The organism is Arthrobacter sp. 05L421 (assembly GCF_056397785.1).
Genome location: NZ_JBFTOC010000002.1, coordinates 270,218 through 290,819 on the forward strand (window position 1 = coordinate 270,218; position 20,602 = coordinate 290,819).

Consider the following 20,602-nt stretch of genomic DNA (forward strand, 5'->3'; position numbering starts at 1 on the left):
GTTTTCTCAATTCCACTTGAACCAACGGGTTGCTGCGCCGCCGGCGATCGCCGTCCAGAGCAGCAGGACAAGCACGGCGGCACCATTGACGCTGCCGTGCAGGAAGGCATCCCTTAGCGCCTGGCCCAGCGCGCCGGAGGGGAGGAAATGCACGATGGCCTGCGCCAGCGCGGGGAGCCGTTCGGCCGGGATGACGATTCCGCCGAGCGCGCCGAGGAGGATCCAGAGCAGGTTGGTGATGGCCAGGGTCGCCTCCGGCCGGACTGTCCCGGCGACCAGGAGCCCGAGTGCGGTGAAGGCTGCGGCCCCGAGCACCAGGATGGCGAGGCCGGGCAGCCAGCCGGCGGGGTTGGGCTGCCAACCCAGCATGAGGGCCGCCGCTGTCACGATGAGCACCTGCAGGAACAGGACGGCCAGGACGGCCAGGACCTTCCCCGCAATCAGTCCGGTGCGGCCCAGGGGAGTGGTGGAAAGAAAGCGCAGGACCCCGTAACGGCGGTCGAAGCCGGTGGCGATGCCCTGCCCGGTGAAAGCGGTGGACATGGCGCACAGGGCCAGGATGCCAGGCACGGCGACGTTGATGCGGCTCGAACCGAGTCCGTCCAGCAGCGGCGTCACGGTCAGGCCGACCATCGCCAGCAGCGGCAGCACGATCGCGAGGATCAGCTGCTCGCCGTTTCTGACCATGGTGACGGTTTCGTACTGCCCCTGCAGCAGGATGCGGCGCAACAAGGAAGCGGGGGCGCTGCCATGCGCGGTACGGGGCGCGCTGGCGCGGTGTGCGCTTTCCAGCGGGGCGCCACCTGTTACGCGGGTCATCGGATCTCCCTTCCGGAGATGTCCAAAAAGACGTCCTCGAGGCTGCGGGCTTCAAGGCTCAGGGAGCTGGGCATGATCCCGCGCGCGGCCCACCATGCGGTGATCGCGGCGAGGTCGGCGGGGGTCAGTGCGCCGGTCGCGGCGTAACTGCCGGCCCGCGCCTCGGTGACGTCGACGCCGTCAGGCAGCACGCCGGTGAAGTCCAGTCCGGGTTCGGTTTCGAACAGAAGGGTGCGGATGTGCTGCGCCGGGTCGCCGGCGGGCAGCTGGTGCCGCAGGAGCTCGGCGACAGTGCCCTCGGCCACGTTACGGCCGGCGTCGATGATGTAGACGTAGTCCGCGAGGCGTTGGGCGTCGTCCATCAGGTGTGTCGTCAGGATGATGCCCATGCCGCTGTTCCGCAGCTCGGAGATGAGGTCGAAGACCATTTGGCGGGACTGCGGGTCCAGGCCGGCGCTCGGCTCGTCAAGGAAAAGCACCTCCGGATTGCCCACCAGCGCCGCGGCAAGGGCGAGGCGCTGTTTCTGGCCGCCGGACAGGCGCCGCACATTGGTGCGGCTGAAGGTGTCGATCCCCAGTCGTCCAATGAGTTCATCTACCGGCCACGGGTCCTGGTACATGCCGGCGATGTGCCGGAGCAGGGGGATGGGCCGGGCCGACGGCGGCAGGCCGCCGTCCTGCAGCATGACCCCCACGCGGGCGCGGAGCCCAGCGCCGGCCGAATCCGGGTCCTGGCCCAGTAGGCTGATGGTGCCGGCAGTGCGCTTCTGGAGCCCCTGGGCGCATTCGATGGTGGTGGTCTTGCCGGCGCCGTTGGCACCGAGCAGGGCCGTGACCTGGCCGCGTTCGGCCATGAGGGAAAGGCCGCTGACCACGCGCAGCATCTTGCCGTCGAGGGTGGGCAGTGGACCAACATCCTTGACAAGCCCGTTGATGGTCAGAACGGGGGATTCGGGAGATCGCACCACAGCATTCTACGCGATGTAGTACGTCGGCTTCCCGGAGGGGGCCCCGCAGGCAAGCCATGCCTTACTGGAATGCCGGAGTAAATTACGACATGATTGTGTTGTGTATTCCATGAGTTCCTCTGCGTCCGCAGCCCCGTCAGCGCGCGGCGCCACGCGCGTCGGGTCCGCCTGGGCGCACGTGGCGGCCGTACCCGACGTCGTTCCCGCGGCCGCCGGCACCCACACCCACGACGCGGAAGAGCGCACGCGTGACCGCGTCCTGAACGCGGTGCTGGAGCATGGACCCATTAGCGCCACCGAACTCGGCGACCTCCTGGGCTTCACCCCCGCTGCCGTGCGCCGCCACCTCGACCACCTCGCGCGCAGCGGAGTGATCGAGGTCAAGCGGGTTGCCCGAGCCGGAGCCGGCGCCGGCCGGCCCGCCCGCCGCTACGTCCTGAGCTCCCAGGGCCAGTCGACCCTGGGCAACGACTACCTCGACATCGCCTCCGTCGCACTACGGCGCCTCAGCGAGGCCGCCGGCCCCGAGGCGGTGCGGGAGTTCGCCGTCGAGCGGTTCGCCGATATGGAGCGCCGCTACGCACCCGAGATCGAGCAGGCCGGACCGGACATCACGGCCCGCGCCCAGGCTCTCTCCGAGGCGCTGAGCCGAGACGGTTTCGTGGCCTCGGCGCAGTCACTTGTGGCCAAAGCGCCGTTGCCGGCCGCGCTCTCCAGCGTCCAGCTCTGCCAAGGGCACTGCCCCATCCAGCACCTGGCTGCCCAGTTCCCCGTGTTCTGCGACGTGGAGACGGAAATGTTTGCCCGGCTGGTCGGCGTCGATGTGCGCCGGCTATCCACCCTGGCGCGCGGCGGCCACGTCTGCACCACCCACATACCTACGGGCCGTCCGGCCGCCGTCGGGACTCCCGGTCCCGCAGCCCCGGTCAACCCGGACGAAGTATCCAACCATCTCCAAGAAAGGCCGTGATGACGGACCAACTATCAGAGAAAAAGGTTGCTGACTCTACTGTGATTTCGGAGATTCTGGAAAAGAATCCCGAGCTCCACGGAATCGGCACGTATGAGTACGGCTGGGCCGACAAGAACGACGTCGGCGCCAACGCCCGCCGCGGCATCAATGAAGACGTTGTTCGCGACATTTCGGCCAAGAAGAGCGAACCGGAATGGATGCTCGACCTCCGCCTCAAGGGCCTGAAGTACTTCGACCGCAAGCCCATGCCCACCTGGGGCGCGGACCTGTCCGGCATCGATTTCGACAACATCAAGTACTTCGTGCGCTCCACCGAGAAACAGGCCGCAACCTGGGAAGACCTCCCCGAGGACATCCGGAACACGTACGAGAAGCTGGGCATCCCGGAAGCCGAGCGCAGCCGCCTCGTCTCCGGCGTCGCCGCCCAGTACGAGTCTGAGGTTGTCTACCACCAGATCCGCGAGGACCTGGAACAGCAGGGCGTCATCTTCCTGGACACGGACACCGCGCTGCGCGAACACCCGGAGATCTTCCAGGAATACTTCGGCACCATCATCCCGGTGGGCGACAACAAATTTGCCTCGCTGAACACGGCTGTCTGGTCCGGCGGTTCGTTCGTGTACGTGCCCAAGGGCGTCCACGTGGACATCCCGCTGCAGGCCTACTTCCGCATCAACACGGAAAACATGGGCCAGTTCGAGCGCACGCTGATCATCGCGGACGAAGACTCCTACGTCCACTACATCGAAGGCTGCACAGCGCCGATCTACACCTCGGACTCGCTGCACTCCGCCGTCGTGGAAATCATCGTGAAGAAGGGCGCCCGCGTCCGCTACACGACCATCCAGAACTGGTCCACGAACGTGTACAACCTGGTCACGAAGCGCGCCATCTGCGAAGAGGGCGCCACGATGGAGTGGATCGATGGCAACATCGGCTCCAAGGTCACCATGAAGTACCCGGCCGTCTACCTCGTGGGCGAAGGCGCCAAGGGCGAGACCCTGTCCATCGCGTTCGCCGGCGAAGGCCAGCACCAGGACACCGGTTCCAAGATGGTCCATATCGCGCCCAACACCAAGAGCTCGATCGTCTCCAAGTCCGTGGCCCGCGGCGGCGGCCGTGCCGCCTACCGCGGCCTGGTCCAGGTCCGCGAAGGCGCCAAGCACTCGGCCAACACGGTCCGCTGTGACGCACTGCTGGTGGACACCATCAGCCGGTCGGACACGTACCCGTACATCGATATCCGCGAGGACGACGTCACCATGGGCCACGAGGCCACGGTCTCGCGCGTCAGTGAAGAGCAGCTGTTCTACCTGATGTCCCGCGGCATGCGCGAAGACGAGGCCATGGCGATGATCGTCCGCGGCTTCATCGAGCCGATTGCCCGCGAACTGCCGATGGAATACGCCCTCGAGCTGAACCGACTGATTGAACTGCAGATGGAAGGATCGGTCGGTTAATGACTGACATCACTACTGAAAAGGCCCGCGTCGGCGCGCCCTCAGCCCAGCCGTTCATCAACGGTTTCACCGAGGAGGGCGAAAGCCTTTCACCGCTGAACGCGGCCGAGTCCAAGTCGCCGCTGGCCGGCGAAGCCGTCAAGCGCCACTCGCACGGCGGCGGCGTCGGTGTTCCGGACAGCTCACGCGCCGGCCGCCTGACCTCCTACAAGCTGGCGGACTTCAAGCCGCTGACCGGCATGGAAGAGGACTGGCGGTTCACCCCGCTCAAGCGCCTCCGCGGCCTGCACACCGAGGTCCTCAACGGTGCCGCGCCGTCCGTGAGCGTCACGGCGCCGGACAGCGTCAGGGTCGAGACGGTCGGCCGCGACGACCGCCGGATCGGTTCCGCCGCCATCCCGGAGGACCGCGTCTCCGCGAACGCCTGGGAGAACTTCGCCGAGGCCACCGTCATCACGGTCCCGTCCGAGGTCCAGGTGGACGGGGAGGTCAGCGTACTGCTGACCGGCCAGGGCACCGAGGCTTCCGCGCAGCACATCGTGATCGTTGCGGAGAAGTTCTCCAAGTCCGTCGTCGTCCTGGACCACCAGGGCACCGCCGTCGTCTCGGAAAACGTCGAAATCCTCGTGGAGGACGGCGCGCAGCTGACCGTCATCTCGCTCCAGGAGTGGAACGACGACGCCGTGCACGCCTCCTCCCAGCAGGTCAAGCTCGGCCGCGACGCCAAGTTCAAGCACATCGTCGTCAGCCTCGGCGGCGACCTTGTGCGCGTCACGCCCTCGGCACGCTTCACTGCACCGGGCGCCGAAGTGGAACTGTTCGGCCTGTACTTCGCCGACGCCGGCCAGCACCTCGAGCAGCGCCTGTTCGTGGACCACGCGGTGGCCAACTGCAAGTCCAACGTCCTGTACAAGGGCGCCCTGCAGGGCCGCAACGCACACACCGTGTGGGTGGGTGACGTTCTGATCCGCAAGGAAGCAGAAGGCACCGACACTTACGAGGCCAACCGCAACCTGGTCCTGACCGACGGTGCCCGCGCCGATTCCGTGCCGAACCTTGAGATCGAGACCGGCCTGATCGCCGGCGCCGGCCACGCCAGCGCCACCGGTCGATTCGATGACCAGCACCTGTTCTACCTGATGGCCCGTGGCATCCCGGAAGACGTGGCCCGCCGCCTGGTGGTCCGCGGATTCCTGAACGAGATCATCCAGAAGATCCACGTGCCGGCCATCGAAGAGCGCCTCACGGAAGCCGTCGAGCGCGAGCTTGCGGCAACGGACAACTAGTGCGCAGCACTAGAGAACACGGAATAGATCAATGACTGAACAGCCAAAGGGCGAGCTAGTCTGCAACGCCAGCGAGATCCAACTCAAGCAGGCGCTGCGGATCCTGATCGACGACTACCCCGTAGCGATCGTGAAGGACTCGATGGGGGAGATCCACGCCATCGGCGACACGTGCTCGCACGCGGACATCTCCCTCTCCGAAGGAGAAGTCGAAGGCTGCAAGATCGAGTGCTGGGGCCACGGTTCCCAGTTCGACCTGCGCAGCGGCGAGCCGCTGCAGCTGCCAGCCTATGATCCTGTTCCAGTGTTTGCCGTGACCGTCCTGGATGACGAGGTCTACGTGGACTTCACCAACGTCCTGAACGGCGCCGAGGCTCCAAACTTCAGCTAGCTGCCTGCAGCCGGCAACTCGCACAAGAAAACTTATCGCCAAGAAACGCACGGTGCCGGAGGGCACGGTGCAGAGGAGAACAAGACATATGTCGACTCTTGAGATCAAGGACCTGCACGTCAGCATTGACACCGAGCAGGGCACGAAGGAAATCCTGAAGGGCGTCAGCCTGACCATCAGGACCGGCGAGACGCACGCCATCATGGGCCCGAACGGTTCCGGCAAGTCCACGCTGGCGTCCACCATCGCCGGGCACCCGCGCTACAACGTCACCTCCGGCACCATCACCCTCGACGGTGAGGACGTCCTCGCGATGAGCGTCGACGAGCGCGCCCGCGCCGGGATGTTCCTTGCCATGCAGTACCCCGTCGAGGTCCCGGGCGTGAGCATGACTAACTTCCTGCGCACCGCCAAGACCGCGATCGACGGCGAAGCGCCGAAGCTGCGGACCTGGACCAAGGACGTCAAGGCGGCCATGGCGCAGCTGCGCATCGACGCCGACTTCACCCAGCGCAACGTCAACGAAGGCTTCTCCGGCGGCGAAAAGAAGCGCGTCGAGATCCTCCAGCTGGAGCTCTTCAAGCCGAAGTTCGCCATCCTCGACGAGACCGACTCCGGCCTCGACGTCGACGCGCTCAAGGTTGTCTCCGAGGGCGTCAACCGCGCGCACGGCGAAGGCAACATGGGCACCCTGCTCATCACGCACTACACCCGGATCCTGCGCTACATCAAGCCGGACTTCGTGCACGTGTTCGTCGATGGCCAGGTTGTGGAAGAGGGCGGCCCGGAGCTCGCCGACCGCCTCGAAGAAGAAGGCTATGACCGCTACGCCACCGGCGCAGGGGCGGCCACGATCGCTGCCGCCTCGGCTGCAGCCCAGGCCTAGTTAGGACTCCGCGATGACCGAACTCAATGTGGCCCGCACGGGCCTCGAGGATGTCGAAGAGGCGCTCAAGGATGTGATCGACCCGGAACTCGGGGTCAACATCGTTGATCTGGGCCTGCTGTACGGTCTGAAGTACTCAGACGACGACGGCGCCCTGCTGATCGATATGACGCTCACCACCGCCGCCTGCCCGCTCACCGATGTCATCGAGGAGCAGGTCGGCAAGGCCCTGGACGGGGTCGTCGATGAATGGCGGCTCAACTGGGTGTGGATGCCGCCGTGGGGTCCGGAACGGATCACCGAGGACGGGCGCGACCAGATGCGCGCCCTGGGCTTCAACATCTAAGCTCCTTACGCATAGCTACGCACCGACGGGCCGGCACGGCCCGGGATGCGAACGACGGCGGCCCCACCTCACCGAGGCGGGGCCGCCGTCGTCTTGCCTTCTGGCGTTCCCTGATGGCGGTTCCCTTAACAGCGTGGCGGTGGTCTGATAAAGACAACAAGTCCACGCGGCCACAAGCAGCAGATCCGGCACACAGTCGAACAGGAGGCGCACCGGAATGGATGCCACTGCAGCCACTGCAGCATCGCGGCCCTCCGGCGCGGGCGGGGACTTCGTGGTTGTTGAGGACAGCGGCGAATTCTCCTACTACCGCTCCAAGGAAGCCCTCCTCGCCGACTTTGAATATGTCGGCGAGGCCCGGTGCATCATTGACCGCAGCGCCACCACGTTCAGGCTCGAGCTGGACGAGCACCGCCACCTGCGGATGGGACCGCCCCTGGGGTCCGTGGAATTCCATTGGCTGCGCCAGGCCCTGGCCGACGCCCGCGACGTGCATCCGGAGGTTCACCGGCTCCAACGCGCCGAATCGGCCGGGCTCGCCGGGCTGGTGGCCGGACTGTTCGAGACCCTGCAGCTGGAACGCGGAACGGATGCTGAGTTGGGGCTATGGAGCCTGGACATCGATGGGCTTGCGACGCGGCGCAATGCACTGGACGACGTCGACCGCCTCCTGGCCGGGAATCACCAACTGGACACGGTCCGGGTGACCGATCCGTTCGGGCACGAGTACCGTCCGGTGTGGCATCCGAAGCACCGGCACCTGGGCCACGCCGGATTCCTGAACTACGTCGAAGTCCCGGTCCAGCGCTGGCCGCGACGCGGATGAGGCCACGCCGTTGACCTATGGCTTCGGGACTACCGGCGTGGGACCCGGGGTTTCGGGTTACTGGTTTGGAGCTACGGCGTTGCCACCGCAAACGTGTCGCACTTGTTGATGTCCCCGGTCTTGTAGCCCTGGTAGAACCACTTCTGCCGCTGGGCACTTGAGCCGTGGGTCCATGCCTCCGGTGAGACGCGGCCCGTGGCAGCCTTCTGGATCCGGTCATCGCCCACGGCCGAAGCGGCCGACAAGGCATCTTGAATGTCCTTGTTTGTGAAGGGCTCGAGGTACGGCTGGCCGGTCTTGGGGTCCGGCTGCGTGGTTGCATAGTGGGCCCACAGCCCTGCGTAGCAGTCGGCCTGGAGCTCAACCCGGACACCGCCCGAGCCTGGCCCCTGCGGATCCTGCTGAGCCCGATCGAGGTCGCCCAGGATGTTCTGGATGTGGTGGCCGAATTCGTGGGCCACCACATATTCCTGTGCCAGCGGGCCGCCGGACGAGCCGAAGCGGTCGACGAGTTCCTGGAAGAAGCCGGGATCGAAGTATGCCGTGGTGTCGACGGGGCAGTAGAACGGTCCCACGTCTGAGGTGGCGGCGCCGCAGCCAGTGTTGGTTGCGCGGGCGAAGATCACGGCATCGGGCCGCGGGTACTTCGTGTTGTACTTCGCCAGGTAGGCCGGCCAGAAGGCGTTCAGGCTGTTGACCGTGCCGGTGATCCTGCAGTCGAGGCGGGCGTCGGCGTCGGCGCCGGTCCGGCAGGCGGGGGCGGAGCCCTGGCTCTGCGACTGGGGGTCCTGGGCGGTGCCGGCCAGGCCTTCGAGAAGCTGGGGGTTGATGCCGAAGAGGGCTGCCAGTAACAGGATGATGCCGCCACCGATCCCGCCGCCGATCATGGGGCCGCGGCCCATCCCGCGGCGGTCCTGGACCTGTGACGGATCCAGCGGGGCGTTGTCGTTAAAGCTCATGGAGTCACAATATCCCGCACAAGCCGCCCGGGCGCCCGGCGGCGGTAAAGTTGGTGCGATGCCCTTTCTCGACAGACTCCAGCGCTGGGCCGATGACCGTCCCGACGACACAGCCGTCGTCGTGGCCGGAGAGCACCTCAGCTGGTCCGGTCTCCGGGACCAGGCAGCGGCGCTGGTGCCCTCGGCGCCTGCCATCACCGTGCTGTCGGAGCAAAATTCAACCCGCTTCGCCGTGGCGTTCGCGGCGGCCGTCGCTGGTGAGCGGCAGTGCGCCGTGCTGGATCCGGCCTGGCCGCAGCAGTTGCAGGACGGCATCACCGCCCGCATCGCCGGGATGCCCGCGACTCCGGCCGATCCTCGCCCGGCGGGGCCGGTAGCGGCGCCTGGATCGCAGGGGACCGGGCTGGCCGCAGCGCTGTGCACTGAGCTGGTTGACGGGCCGCCCGACACCTCCTTCCTGATCGGCCTGACCTCCGGCACCACCTCGGTACCCAAGGCGTTCACCCGCTCGCGGCGGTCGTGGCAGGAATCGTTCGAGGCCTCCATTGAATTCTTCGGCCTGACGCAGGATGACAGATCGCTGGCCCCCGGTCCGCTCGCGGCAAGCCTGAACCTCTACGCCCTCGCCGAATGCCTGTACGCCGGTGCGGAGTTCCACAGCCTGGCTCACTTCGACGTCGGCGCCGCGCACGCGGCGGTCAGCCACGACGGCATCACCCGGCTGGTCCTGGTGCCCACCATGCTCCGGCTGCTCAGTGAGCGCGGCCTGGCGGGCGGGGTGGACGCCTCCGGCATCCGCAGCATCATCTGCGCCGGTTCCAAGCTGGACGCCCGGACGATGGAAGCGGCCCGGCGCTGGGCACCGAATGCCACCATTTTCGAATACTACGGAGCGTCCGAACTCAGCTTCGTCTCGGGCGCCGGGCTGCGTCCGGGTGAACCCGTTGAGCCGGGCGGGACCGGCATCGGAAAGCCGTTTCCCGGCGTCGAAATCCGCATCCTGGACGATCACGGCGCCGAGCTCCCGGACGGCGGCGACGGCAACATCTGCGTCCGCAGCGGCATGGTCAGCAACGGCTACCTGTGGGGCGACGACGGCCAGGCGCTGCGCTGTTTCGACGGCTGGTACACCGTGGGGGACCAGGGGTACCTCTCCGGCGGGACCCTGCACATGCTGGGCCGCCGCTCCGACATGATCATCACCGCCGGCACCAACGTCTACCCGCACGAAGTCGAGATGGCGCTGGCCTCCGTTCCCGGCGTCGCGGCGGCCGTGGCCGCCGGCATGGCCGACGACCTTCGCGGCCAGCGCGTCGTGGCCGGCGTGGTGCCCTCGCACGGGGCGGTCACCGCCACCCAGCTGAGATCCGGGATCGACGATGTGCTGGCCCGAAACAAACGCCCCCTGGAATACTTCGCCCTGACCGAGCTGCCCCTGACGGACCGCGGCAAGATCAGCCGGCAACTGCTCCTCGACTGGGTGGCCCGGAACGATCCCAGGATCCGGCGCCTTGGCTGAGCCGCGCGTGGGCAACGGGTCATCTGACATCGGGCCGTCTTCACCCGGGCTGCCGTTCCCAGGACCGTCACTCCCGGGGATGCTGCCGGAAGACCGGCAGCCGGTAATCATCGCCGCGCGCCGGACGCCGCTCCGCCGGGCCAACGGGGCCCTGAAGAAGTTGCGCGCCCATGAACTCCTGGCCCCGGTGCTTCGCAGCCTGCTCGCCGACGCGGGCGGCGGGCTCGCCCCGGAGTCGGTGACCGACGTCGTGATCGGCAACGCCGTAGGCGGCGGCGGGAACGTGGCCCGGCTCGCCGCGCTGGAGGCTGGCCTGCCCGTCACCGTCCCCGGCGTCACGGTGGACCGGCAGTGCGGCTCCGGCCTGGACGCGATCGTCCTGGCCTCCCGGCTGGTCGCGGCGGGCGGCGGCGGCCTGTACCTGGCCGGTGGCGTGGAGAGCATCAGCACGGCTCCGCTCCGGGCCCGCCGGAACGACGACGGCAGCCCCGAGTACTACACCCGGGCCCAGTTCGCGCCTCTCAGCCTCGGCGATCCCGACATGGGAGTGGCGGCCGAGAACGTTGCAGCCCACTTCGGCATCAGCCGGGAACGCCAGGACGCCTTCGCGCTCCGCAGCCACCAGCGCGCCCTGGCCGCCGCCGCCGCCGGGACGTTCGACGGCGAGATCGTGCCGCTCGCTGCGGGCTCCGGGGCGGCCGCGGCCGCCGATGACGGTCCCAGACCGAGTCTGGGCCCGGCCCTGATGGCCCGGTTCCCGCCCGTGTTCGCCGCCGGGGGCACGGTGACGGCCGGGAACTCGTGCTTCGACGCCGACGGTGGCGCCGCCGTGGTCATCACGTCCGTGGAACATGCCCGCCGGCTGGGCGCCGCGGACGGGTTGCTCGTACTGGGAACCGACACCGCCGGGGTGGCGCCGCAGCTCCTGGGCATCGGCGCGGCCGCGGCCGCAGAACGGCTCCTCGCGGCACACGGGCTGACGGCCGCGGACCTGGGCCTGGTGGAATTCAACGAGGCCTTCGCTGCTCAAACCCTCGCCTGCTTTGACCGGCTGGGGATTGATCCGGAGCAGGCCAACCTCGACGGCGGGGCCCTGGCTCTTGGCCACGCCTATGGAGCCTCGGGCGCGGTGCTGGTTACCCGGCTACTGGCACAGGCGCGCAGGTCCGGGCAGCCCGGCCAGCTTGCCCTGGCGATGATCAGCATTGCGGGCGGCATGGGCACGGCCGCGCTGCTCGGGTACACGCGCTTCACCTGACCCTCCCGGGGGACATGCCCAGTCCTGGCGCCGGGGAGGGACATGTCCATTCTTCGCCGTGTCTGGTGGGCATAGGGGCCACATGTCCATCGGTTGCGGGCAGGGGAGCGCATGCCCCTCTGCCTGGTGCGGACATGCCCCGTCCTGGGACGGCGGATGGGACATGCCCAGTCCTGGCGCCGGGGAGGGACATGTCCATTCTTCGCCGTGTCTGGTGGGCATAGGGGCCACATGTCCATCGGTTGCGGCAGGGGAGCGCATGCCCCTCTGCCTGGCACGGACATGCCCTGCCTTAGTACTGGGAAGGGACATGGCCACTGGCCAACCGGAACCTGGGACGCCTTCATCAGCATCAAGCCGTTCAACATCACCGGGGGAACCGGGTCGCCCGCCAAAGCCACCGCACTGATGTGACCCGGGCGAGGTGCTGAATGACGCCGAACCCCACCCCGTCCGACCGCACCCGTACCACGGCTGGAACGGTGCAGTCAGATTGGACTTGGTGCTACCAGCAGTGGCTGTGCTCTTTTCTCGATAGAAGAGTAGAATAGTAGTTAGCAATGCTAATTAGCGCGGCTAACTATTTCGGCCGGGCCGGCCCTGGAGGCACTATGACCACCACCCACGATTCCCCTCACGCAGGGGATAGCATCCGACCCGACATCTTGGCGATCGAGTTGCGGACAGCCGTCATGCGCACGTCCCGACGGCTCCGCATCGAGGCAAGCGGTGACATTCTTACGCCGGGACAGTACACAGTCCTGGCACATCTTCGAAGCAGCTCCCAAACCCTTCGCGAACTGGCCGAGCTGGAGCATGTCCAGGCGCCGTCGATGACTCGGATAGTCAACGCGCTGACCGACCAAGGGTTCGTGTCGCGGTCAGAGCATCCCGAGGACGGCCGTCAGGTTCTCGTCTGGATTACTCCGGCCGGTGAGTCCGTCCTGAACGAGGCCCGCAGCCAGCGGACAGCATGGCTGGCCCAGCGGGTCGCGCTGCTGAGTGACGAGGACCGTCTGACGCTGAGCCGTGCCGCTCGCATCATGCAGGAGTTGAGCGCCAGATGAGTGTCATGTTCCGGGCGCTGGGGAACCGCAACTACCGGTTGTGGGCCGGCGGGGCCTTGGTGTCCAACATCGGCACCTGGATGCAACGGGTGGCCCAGGACTGGCTGGTGCTGACGGTGTTGACCGACCACTCCGGTACCGCCGTCGGCATCACGACGGGACTACAGTTCCTTCCGATGCTTCTCCTTGGACCGTACGCGGGCGTTCTTGCGGACCGGTACCGCAAACTGGCGATCCTAAAGTGGACGCAGACGGCCATGGGCCTGTGCGGACTGCTGGTGGGGCTCCTGGTCCTAACGGGTTCAGCGCAGTTGTGGCAGGTCTATGTGGCGGCTCTATGCCTTGGGGTGGCCAGCGCTATTGACGGACCAGCGCGCCAGGCCTTTGTCTCCGAACTGGTGGGTCAGGACAACATTTCAAATGCAGTGGCGCTCAACTCCGCTTCCTTTAACACGGCCCGGCTCACCGGGCCCGCCATCGCCGGTGTGCTCATTGCCTGGGTCGGCACGGGACCCGTGTTCCTGCTCAACGCAGCCAGCTTCGCCGCGGTCATCATCTCCCTGTGGCGCATACATGAGTCCGGGCTGTTCCCTACAGTGCCGGCCCGCAACGGCAAACACCCGGTTGCCGAGGGCTTGGCGTACGTAAAACGGCGCCGGGACCTGGTGCTCATCCTTGTCATGGTCGGGATCCTGGGAGCATTCGGCATGAATTTCGCCATTACCAACGCGCTGATGGCCACCGCGGAATTCGGCATGGGGCCGGGGGAGTTCGGGCTTCTGGGCTCCATCATGGCCGTGGGGACTTTGGCCGGTGCGCTGCTGGCCGCCCGCAGGTCCGGTCCGAGGCTGCGCTTCGTGCTCGGCGGTGCCCTGGGCTTGGGATTCTTCACGCTCGTGGGCAGCGTGGCCCCTTCGTTTTGGCTCTACGCAGCCCTCCTGATTCCGGTGGGCCTTGCATCAATGACTTTCCTGAACAGCTGCAATACGAGCATCCAGCTCTCGGTGGAGCCGCAATTCCGGGGGCGGGTGCTGGCGCTGTATCTGGCGGTCCTGCAGGGCGGGACCGCCCTCGGGGCGCCTTTGATGGGTTGGATCGGTACTGAATTCGGCGGGCGCTGGTCGGTAGCCGCCGGGGGCTCCATCGTGCTGCTCACCGGCCTGTGCTCGGCGATCGTGGTCAGCCGGAGCAGCAGCTTGACCCTGCGGGATCAACTTCGGACTGTGGTCGTCAGCAAGCGCTCACGTAACAGGCGGACTCAGGACCGCGAGGCTGCCGGCCAACCTGGAGGCGCCTGACGCCGCCAATTACTGGCACCGGGGACGAACATGTCCAGGCCAGCCTCGGTCGGGCATGTCCATTCTTCGGCGCGGTGGGTGGGCATCAGGGCCATATGTGCACTGGCTGCGGCCACGGGAGGGCATGCCCATTTTTCGAACCTTGGGGGCAGTGCTTCCGCCGGCAACTTGATTGGGACATGTCCACTCTTCGGCGCGGGGAGTGGGCATCAGGGCCATATGTGCACTGGATGCGGCCACAGGAGGGCATGTCCAATGGCCAACCCGGCGCGGTAGCCAGCGGGGGTACGTGGCGGCCACTCTGGCCACCCGAGGGCGCGGCGCTAGTCCTCGGGGTCCTCAGGCTCGCCCAGTCCACGGGCGGCGAGGGCTTCACCGGTCTGCCGGGCGAAGGCCACCGTGCTGATGAACACGGGCAGCACAAGAGCCCGCGGGTTGCGCTCGAGCCCGCGGGCCCGAGCAGAGTCGCGCACGTCCATATACGCCCCGGCCACAAACGGGATGCTGCGGAGCATGATGGCAATGGTCAGGGCGAAGCGTTCGGGATCCGCACCGAAGCGCCGGAACGGCCGGGCCAAAGACACCACGCCGTCGAGCAGGACCTGCACCGGGGTGGTGGCGGTCAGGATTGAGGCCGCCACAACGCAGACCAAGACGTTCAGCACGATCCTGGCGGCCGTGGGTGGCCCCAGCTGCCACCACTGGAAGACACCGATCGCCGAGAGGACCGGCAGGACCGGGCGCACGGCGCGAAACAGCCGGGCCGGACCTGCCCCGCTGAGCAGGAACAGCGCGCAGAGCAGTGCCAATACGGCAGCCGACACGGCCCAATCGGCGATCAGGAACGACGCCATTCCGCAGCCAACGACCAGCAGGAACTTCAGCCACAGCGGCACCCGGTGGATCAGGGACGAGCCCGGCACATACGCTGCCAGGAGGAAGCCGTGGCTGCTCATGACTGCTCCTGGCGGGTCCGCTCAGGTCCGCCGCCATCGAGCCCGCCGCCGGCCAGCCCGCCAGGCCCGTCCAGCCCGCCGCCGGCCAGCCCGCCAGGCCCGTCCAGCCCGCCGCCGGCCAAGCCGCCACCAGATGCAGGCAGACCGGCAGCGCTGAGGGCGCGGTAGTGCGCGACGGCGGCCGCCGGTCCGCCGTCGAACACCACCTTCCCGTCGTCAACCACCAGGACGCGGTCCATATCCAGGGCAAGGTCGAGGTCGTGGGTGGACAGGATGACCTGCTGGCGGAGTCCGGCCAGCGTGCGCCGAAGGAGTTCGCGGTTGCGGAGGTCCAGCAGGGTGGAGGGCTCGTCGAGAACCAGCACGTCCGGATCGACGGCCAGGACCGCGGCCAGCGCCAGGAGTTGGCGCTCACCGCCGGAGAGCTCGTAGATGCTCTGGTCCGCCAGCGGCAGGAGGCCGAAGCGGTCCAGGACTGATTCGGCGCGGGCCCGGCGCTCTGTGCCGTTGCGGATGGAGCGCCGCAAGGACAGTTCCACGTCCTCGCGGCCGGTGGGCATGACGAGCTGGGAGAGCGGATCCGTGAAGACAAACCCCACGCGCCGGCGGACCTCCCGGACCGAGCGGACGGTATCGGCGCCGTCGACCCGCACCGTGCCGTCGCTGGGTGCCACGAGCCCGTTGAGGAGCCGCAAGAGGGTGGACTTCCCCGAGCCGTTGGCCCCGATGACACCGATCCGCCGCTCCGTGAGGTCCAGCGACAGCTCCTGGAGCAGCGTCTTGGGTGCGGGCCGGCCGTCAACCGGCACCCGCACCGTCACGCGGTCCAGGACGATGCCGCTCACGGGCGGGTGTCAGCCGTCCGGACGCGGCGGAGCCGCAGATCCGGGAAGGCCTTGTGCAGGGCCAGGGCGATGCTGACGGCCAGGATGTTCTTGATGATGTCGCCGGGGTAGAACGCGAGATCGGCAAGGAAGGCCTTGGAGAAGTCCAGCTTGGCGTTGACCATCATGCCCAGGATGCCGAGGCCGTGGATGAAGACGATGCTGCTCACCATGGCGGCGGCGAAGAGGAGGATGGGGCGCAGTTTGCCGGTGCGCTTGGCGGTGCGGGCCAGCACGACGGCGGCCAGCCAGCCCACGGCTGTGGCGGCAAACAGGAATCCGATGATGTAGCCGGCGGAGGGGCCGGCGAGAACGCCCAGCCCGCTGCGGCCGCCGCTGAAGATCGGCAGGCCCGCGAAGCCCAGGAGCAGATAGAGGCCGACGGCGGCGAAGGCCCGGGCCGGGCCGAGGGCCAGCCCCGTGAGCATGACGGCAAGGGTCTGCAGCGTGATGGGCACGCCGAGCCCGCCGACCGGAATGGCGGCGATCAGCGCGGATGCGGCCACCAAGGCGGCGAAGACGGCGATGAGCCCAAGGTCGGTGGCATTCCAGCGGCTCCGGCGGCGCGGGGTCCTGGCGGTGGCGGGATGGTCGGTTTGCGTCATGGCGTTCCTGTCGGGTGCTGCTGCGGATATCGGACTAGTGATTCGACTGTACGGCCGCGGCCGGCCGGGTTTTTTGTAGGCGCCCCACTAACCGGTGGCCCGGAAGCTGGAGGGCGCCGCCAATGACGACCGGCCAGGGGATCGCGCCGGCCGCCGGCTGCTGCCATCTGGGCCCGTGTCAGGGAGAAGGGGCGGTGCCGGTAGACTTGTAAAGGCCGTGCTCTCGCACCGCCCTGCCCGGCCCCGCCCAGACTCCACCCGTTGCGCCGCGGCATTCCCTGTTGTGAAAGGCCTTAGCTGCATTGATTACCGTCCAGGATCTCGAACTGCGCGCCGGCGCCCGCCTCCTCATGGACCAGGTGAGCTTCCGGATCGACAAGGGAGACAAGATCGGTCTGGTCGGCCGTAACGGTGCAGGCAAGACAACGCTGACCCGCGTGCTCGCGGGCGAGGGCATGCCTGCCGCGGGCAAGGTAACCCGCACCGGCGAAATCGGCTACCTGCCGCAGGATCCGCGCACCCCGGACATGGAGCAGCTCGCGCGGGACCGGATCCTGTCCGTTCGCGGCCTGGACATCGCCGTCGGCAAGCTCCGCGTGGCCCACGAAGAGATGGCCAGCGAGGACGCCGCGGTCCAGCGCAAGGCGATGAACCGCTATGACCGGCTGGAATCCGAGTTCCTGGCCGCCGGCGGCTATGCGGCCGAAGCCGAGGCGGCAGCGATCTGCTCGAACCTCGCCCTGCCGGACCGCCTGCTGAACCAGCCGCTCAAGACGCTGTCCGGTGGGCAGCGGCGCCGCGTGGAGCTCGCGCGCATCCTGTACTCGGATGCCGAAACCATGCTCCTGGACGAGCCGACTAACCACCTCGACGCCGACTCCATCTCCTGGCTCCGTGAGTTCCTCAAGAACCACCAGGGCGGTCTGATCGTGATCAGCCACGACACCGAACTGCTGGAAGCGACTGTCAACAAGGTCTTCCTCCTCGATCCCAACCGCGCCCAGATCGACTTCTACAACATGGACTGGAAGCGCTACCTCACCCAGCGCGAAACGGACGAGCGCGCCCGCAAGCGTGAGCGCGCCAACGCGGAGAAGAAGGCCCAGGTCCTCTTCGACCAGGCCAACAAGATGCGTGCCAAGGCCACCAAGGCCGTCGCCGCGCAGAACATGGCCAAGCGTGCCGAGCGTCTGCTGGGCGGCCTCGAAGCCGTGCGCGCGACCGACCGCGTGGCAGCCCTCCGCTTCCCGGATCCGTCACCCTGTGGCAAGACCCCGCTCACCGCGGACGGCCTCAGCAAGTCCTACGGCTCGCTGGAGATCTTCACCGACGTCGACCTCGCGATCGACCGCGGCTCCAAGGTGGTCATCCTGGGTCTCAACGGTGCCGGCAAGACCACCCTGCTGCGCATGCTCGCCGGCGTCGACAAGCCGGACACCGGTGAAGTCGTGGCGGGACACGGCCTGAAAGTGGGCTACTACGCCCAGGAGCACGAGACGCTTGACGTGGACCGCACGGTCTTGCAGAACATGCGCTCGTCCGCCCCGGACATGAACGACGCCGAGGTACGCAACATTCTGGGCTCGTTCCTGTTCTCCGGCGACGACGTCGACAAGCCCGCCGGTGTGCTCTCCGGCGGCGAGAAGACCCGACTGGCGCTGGCCACCATCGTGGCCTCGAGCGCGAACGTGCTGCTCCTCGATGAGCCGACGAACAACCTCGACCCTGCCAGCCGGGCCGAAATCCTCGGGGCACTGGCCAACTACACCGGCGCCGTCGTCCTCGTGAGCCACGATGAGGGCGCCGTCGAGGCGCTCAACCCGGAGCGCGTCGTCCTGCTGCCCGACGGCATCGAGGACCACTGGAACGAAGACTACCTGGACCTGATCACGCTGGCGTAAGGCCGCCCAGTTGCGTTAGCGGACCGGCATCTCTTCCGCGCCCGTGATCCTGTGCAGGTCCTCGTAGCTGATGGAGAACATCGAGTTGTGATCGCCTGCCCCTGCCCACAGGACACGGTGGGCGGCCAGGGACTCGTCCAACAGGGTCCGGATCTTCTCCGGGTGGCCGACGGGGGCCACGCCGCCTACTTCCTGGCCGGTGTGTTCCAGGACGAACTCGGGGGAGGCGCGGCGGATTCTGCCCGTGCCCAGCTGCTCGGCGACCTTGCGGACGTCGACTTTAGCTCCGCCGCTGGCGAGTATCAGCAGGGGAGTGCCCTCAAGGTCGAACACCAGGCTGTTGGTGATCGCGGCGACGTCGCAGCCCAGCGTGGCGGCTGCGGCCGCCGCCGTCGGGACTTTTGAATCGAATACGGTCACCGTGTCCTTCGCGCCCAGGGCGGTCAGGGCGCGCTTGACGTTCGCCACCGGTCCGGGAATGGCATCAGGGCTCATCGCTTAGAACCCTTGGGCATCGAGGATGGCGTCTTCCTCTTCTTCCGCCGTCGCGTTCTTGCGCTTACGCGGAGCGGGACGGCGCCGCACGGCCGGACCGCTGGAGTGCAGGAACACGCCCTCGGCTGCCTCGGCCTCGGCGTCCTCCGCGTCAATCGCGGCGTTGCGGGCCTGCTGCCGGGCCGCGTAGCCGAACCCGACGAACATCAGCACGCCGAACGCGAACCACTGCAGGGAGTAGGAAAGGTGCGTGCCTTCATCGGTGGACGGCTTGGGGAACGGGAACGGCATGTCCTGCACCGCGGGCGACTCCGATGCCAGCTGCCCGTAGGCGCCCGTGAGCAGCGGATAGCCCAGCTGCGCGGAATAGGCGGCCAGGTCGATCGAGGCCAGCTGGCCGTCCGGGGCGCCGCGCTGCAGCGCGGGCTCGGCCGGCTTGAGTCGGGCAACCACTGTTGCCGGACCCTGGGGTGGCGCTGGCACTGAGTCGGGCCGGCCCGGGGTGTTGTTGCCGATGGGCAGCCAGCCACGGTCAATCACCACGGTTTCGCCGGACTGGAGCTTGAACGGCACCACCACCTCGTAGCCGGGCTGGCCGTTGAGCGGGCGGTTGCGGACGATGCGCTGGCCGGCGACGTCGTAGCTGCCCTTGAGTTCCACCTGGGTCCACTCCCGCTCCGGGTTCAGCCGGCTGAACTGGTCCCTGACATCAGCGAACGGCACGGGCTCGGCTGAGTAGTTGGAGACCACCCGGTTGATTTCCGCCAGGGTTTCGGCGCGACGGTCCATCTGCCACCGGCCCAGTCCGACGCAGCCCGCAGCGAAGATCGCGGCCAGCAACAAGTACCCCATCCATTTACTGGAGAAGAGAAAGCGGTACATTCAGCCGATCCTGCCTGACGGGTCGAGGGGCGCGGTCTCTGCGGAGAGATCGATGGGCTCGGCGCCGAGGGTCACAGTCTCTTTCCATAGTCCGCGCGTCTGGAGGTAGTCCTCAAGCCAGGCGCGGTGTTCACCGCACGCCAGCCAGATCTTGCGCCGCTCCGGGGTATGGATCTTAGGGTTGTTCCACAGCAGCTGCCACTCCGCTGCCGTGCGGCAGGCCTTCCGGGAGCAGACGGTGCCGGGGGACGCGGCGGGGTCGCCGCCAGTCCCGGCCAGGTCAAAGAGGTTCATGAAGCTGCCCGTCCGTGGTCGTCGTCGTCGTTCTCATTATCGATCAGCTCGCCCTGCAGCAGCGTCCCGGAGCCGTCATCGCCGTCGCCGCCGTCGGCCGGGTACTGCCCGGCCGGGTCCGCGGGTGCGGCGTCCAGCTCTGCGAGCGGAGCATAGTCCAGGAGGGAGTCGCTATGGATTTCCGCCTTGTCGCTGCCGTTGGCGATCACCACCGCAACCCAGGGCAGGAAAACGGCGCCAAGCACCGGGATGAGCTTGAACCAGCCATCCACGACAAAGATCAGGATCAGGCAAACCATGCGGATGCCCATGGCGACGGCGTATTTGATCATCCGTTCGCGTATCTCGTCTGAGTGCGCGGCGGCGGCGTCTGTGATGCTGTGCACCTCGGTACCACCGGACTCGGCGTCCGGCTTCCCGGGCACATGCGCACCGGGTCGGTTTTTGAGTGTCACGGCTGTCAGATCACGCTCCCAAGGCTTACTTCGATTCTCTCACCATCGGCGGAGCCGCCCAAACGGATGCGAAC

At 67.5% G+C, this 20,602-nt stretch carries 22 protein-coding genes; 12 read left to right on the forward strand and 10 right to left on the reverse strand.

Annotation, left to right across the window (positions count from 1 at the left end):
• Positions 1 to 6: 6 nt before the first annotated feature.
• Together AC1DKQ_RS04180 and AC1DKQ_RS04185 are read right to left on the reverse strand one after the other, a co-directional pair.
• Positions 7 to 819 (reverse strand): ABC transporter permease, encoded by an 813-nt coding sequence (locus AC1DKQ_RS04180; RefSeq protein ID WP_476918292.1) that lies wholly within the window; start codon positions 817 to 819, stop codon positions 7 to 9.
• On the reverse strand, positions 816 to 1,784 hold the full coding sequence (locus AC1DKQ_RS04185; RefSeq protein WP_476883313.1) for an ABC transporter ATP-binding protein: 969 nt from the start codon (positions 1,782 to 1,784) through the stop codon (positions 816 to 818). The genes AC1DKQ_RS04180 and AC1DKQ_RS04185 overlap by 4 nt, the downstream gene beginning before the upstream one ends.
• A 112-nt stretch (positions 1,785 to 1,896) precedes the next feature.
• Between AC1DKQ_RS04185 and AC1DKQ_RS04190 the strand changes: the two genes are divergently transcribed.
• The 7 genes from AC1DKQ_RS04190 to AC1DKQ_RS04220 all read left to right on the forward strand — a co-directional run bounded on the left by AC1DKQ_RS04190 (position 1,897) and on the right by AC1DKQ_RS04220 (position 7,955).
• Complete coding sequence (locus AC1DKQ_RS04190; RefSeq protein WP_476883314.1) at positions 1,897 to 2,757, forward strand: helix-turn-helix transcriptional regulator; 861 nt, start codon at positions 1,897 to 1,899, stop codon at positions 2,755 to 2,757.
• Positions 2,757 to 4,220, forward strand: a complete 1,464-nt coding sequence (gene sufB, locus AC1DKQ_RS04195; protein WP_476883315.1) for a Fe-S cluster assembly protein SufB — start codon at positions 2,757 to 2,759, stop codon at positions 4,218 to 4,220. The genes AC1DKQ_RS04190 and sufB overlap by 1 nt, the downstream gene beginning before the upstream one ends.
• A complete protein-coding gene (gene sufD / locus AC1DKQ_RS04200; RefSeq protein WP_476883316.1) occupies positions 4,220 to 5,506 on the forward strand; it encodes a Fe-S cluster assembly protein SufD in 1,287 nt (428 codons plus the stop codon). The genes sufB and sufD overlap by 1 nt, the downstream gene beginning before the upstream one ends.
• A 31-nt stretch (positions 5,507 to 5,537) precedes the next feature.
• Entirely contained in the window at positions 5,538 to 5,897 is a 360-nt protein-coding gene (locus tag AC1DKQ_RS04205; RefSeq protein WP_223917407.1) for a non-heme iron oxygenase ferredoxin subunit, read from the forward strand.
• Positions 5,898 to 5,985: 88 nt separating this feature from the next.
• Positions 5,986 to 6,783, forward strand: coding sequence for a Fe-S cluster assembly ATPase SufC (sufC, locus tag AC1DKQ_RS04210; protein ID WP_476883317.1), 798 nt, complete (start codon positions 5,986 to 5,988; stop codon positions 6,781 to 6,783).
• A 13-nt stretch (positions 6,784 to 6,796) separates the two neighbouring features.
• The gene (locus tag AC1DKQ_RS04215) at positions 6,797 to 7,129 is read left to right on the forward strand and encodes a metal-sulfur cluster assembly factor (protein ID WP_056434018.1); all 333 of its coding nucleotides are present in this window, start codon (positions 6,797 to 6,799) and stop codon (positions 7,127 to 7,129) included.
• A 217-nt stretch (positions 7,130 to 7,346) separates the two neighbouring features.
• Positions 7,347 to 7,955 carry a hypothetical protein gene (locus AC1DKQ_RS04220; protein ID WP_476918293.1) on the forward strand — a complete coding sequence of 203 codons (609 nt, stop codon included), beginning with the start codon at positions 7,347 to 7,349 and terminating at the stop codon, positions 7,953 to 7,955.
• A gap of 71 nt (positions 7,956 to 8,026) precedes the next feature.
• Here the strand turns inward: AC1DKQ_RS04220 and ypfJ are convergent, their stop codons facing one another.
• Positions 8,027 to 8,914, reverse strand: coding sequence for a KPN_02809 family neutral zinc metallopeptidase (gene ypfJ / locus AC1DKQ_RS04225; RefSeq protein ID WP_476918294.1), 888 nt, complete (start codon positions 8,912 to 8,914; stop codon positions 8,027 to 8,029).
• 58 nt (positions 8,915 to 8,972) lie between these two features.
• On the opposite strand from ypfJ, the gene AC1DKQ_RS04230 reads away from it, so the two are divergent.
• The 4 genes from AC1DKQ_RS04230 to AC1DKQ_RS04245 all read left to right on the forward strand — a co-directional run bounded on the left by AC1DKQ_RS04230 (position 8,973) and on the right by AC1DKQ_RS04245 (position 14,056).
• Positions 8,973 to 10,433 carry a class I adenylate-forming enzyme family protein gene (locus tag AC1DKQ_RS04230; RefSeq protein ID WP_476918295.1) on the forward strand — a complete coding sequence of 487 codons (1,461 nt, stop codon included), beginning with the start codon at positions 8,973 to 8,975 and terminating at the stop codon, positions 10,431 to 10,433.
• Between the two features lie 79 nt (positions 10,434 to 10,512).
• Positions 10,513 to 11,691 carry a thiolase family protein gene (locus AC1DKQ_RS04235; protein WP_476918371.1) on the forward strand — a complete coding sequence of 393 codons (1,179 nt, stop codon included), beginning with the start codon at positions 10,513 to 10,515 and terminating at the stop codon, positions 11,689 to 11,691.
• A gap of 611 nt (positions 11,692 to 12,302) precedes the next feature.
• Positions 12,303 to 12,758, forward strand: coding sequence for a MarR family winged helix-turn-helix transcriptional regulator (locus AC1DKQ_RS04240; RefSeq protein ID WP_476883321.1), 456 nt, complete (start codon positions 12,303 to 12,305; stop codon positions 12,756 to 12,758).
• Positions 12,755 to 14,056 carry an MFS transporter gene (locus AC1DKQ_RS04245; protein ID WP_476883322.1) on the forward strand — a complete coding sequence of 434 codons (1,302 nt, stop codon included), beginning with the start codon at positions 12,755 to 12,757 and terminating at the stop codon, positions 14,054 to 14,056. Before AC1DKQ_RS04240 ends, AC1DKQ_RS04245 begins: the two co-directional genes overlap by 4 nt.
• 323 nt (positions 14,057 to 14,379) lie before the next feature.
• Here the strand turns inward: AC1DKQ_RS04245 and AC1DKQ_RS04250 are convergent, their stop codons facing one another.
• Genes AC1DKQ_RS04250 through AC1DKQ_RS04260 form a run of 3 tightly spaced genes read right to left on the reverse strand, consistent with a single transcriptional unit; the run spans position 14,380 to position 16,501 of the window.
• Positions 14,380 to 15,012 (reverse strand): energy-coupling factor transporter transmembrane component T family protein, encoded by a 633-nt coding sequence (locus AC1DKQ_RS04250; protein ID WP_476883323.1) that lies wholly within the window; start codon positions 15,010 to 15,012, stop codon positions 14,380 to 14,382.
• Positions 15,009 to 15,857, reverse strand: a complete 849-nt coding sequence (locus AC1DKQ_RS04255; protein ID WP_476918296.1) for an energy-coupling factor ABC transporter ATP-binding protein — start codon at positions 15,855 to 15,857, stop codon at positions 15,009 to 15,011. The genes AC1DKQ_RS04250 and AC1DKQ_RS04255 overlap by 4 nt, the downstream gene beginning before the upstream one ends.
• The gene (locus AC1DKQ_RS04260; RefSeq protein ID WP_476918297.1) at positions 15,854 to 16,501 is read right to left on the reverse strand and encodes a biotin transporter BioY; all 648 of its coding nucleotides are present in this window, start codon (positions 16,499 to 16,501) and stop codon (positions 15,854 to 15,856) included. Before AC1DKQ_RS04260 ends, AC1DKQ_RS04255 begins: the two co-directional genes overlap by 4 nt.
• Positions 16,502 to 16,803: 302 nt before the next feature.
• Between AC1DKQ_RS04260 and AC1DKQ_RS04265 the strand changes: the two genes are divergently transcribed.
• Positions 16,804 to 18,402 carry an ABC-F family ATP-binding cassette domain-containing protein gene (locus tag AC1DKQ_RS04265; RefSeq protein ID WP_476883326.1) on the forward strand — a complete coding sequence of 533 codons (1,599 nt, stop codon included), beginning with the start codon at positions 16,804 to 16,806 and terminating at the stop codon, positions 18,400 to 18,402.
• A 15-nt stretch (positions 18,403 to 18,417) separates the two neighbouring features.
• Here AC1DKQ_RS04265 and AC1DKQ_RS04270 read toward each other — a convergent pair whose 3' ends face one another.
• Genes AC1DKQ_RS04270 through AC1DKQ_RS04285 form a run of 4 tightly spaced genes read right to left on the reverse strand, consistent with a single transcriptional unit; the run spans position 18,418 to position 20,528 of the window.
• Positions 18,418 to 18,897, reverse strand: a complete 480-nt coding sequence (locus AC1DKQ_RS04270) for a YbaK/EbsC family protein (RefSeq protein WP_476918298.1) — start codon at positions 18,895 to 18,897, stop codon at positions 18,418 to 18,420.
• Positions 18,898 to 18,900: 3 nt separating this feature from the next.
• Positions 18,901 to 19,779, reverse strand: a complete 879-nt coding sequence (locus tag AC1DKQ_RS04275) for an SURF1 family cytochrome oxidase biogenesis protein (RefSeq protein ID WP_476918299.1) — start codon at positions 19,777 to 19,779, stop codon at positions 18,901 to 18,903.
• Complete coding sequence (locus tag AC1DKQ_RS04280; protein ID WP_476918300.1) at positions 19,780 to 20,073, reverse strand: hypothetical protein; 294 nt, start codon at positions 20,071 to 20,073, stop codon at positions 19,780 to 19,782. It abuts the gene before it with no gap.
• The gene (locus AC1DKQ_RS04285) at positions 20,070 to 20,528 is read right to left on the reverse strand and encodes a DUF3099 domain-containing protein (protein WP_476883329.1); all 459 of its coding nucleotides are present in this window, start codon (positions 20,526 to 20,528) and stop codon (positions 20,070 to 20,072) included. The genes AC1DKQ_RS04280 and AC1DKQ_RS04285 overlap by 4 nt, the downstream gene beginning before the upstream one ends.
• Positions 20,529 to 20,602: the final 74 nt, after the last annotated feature.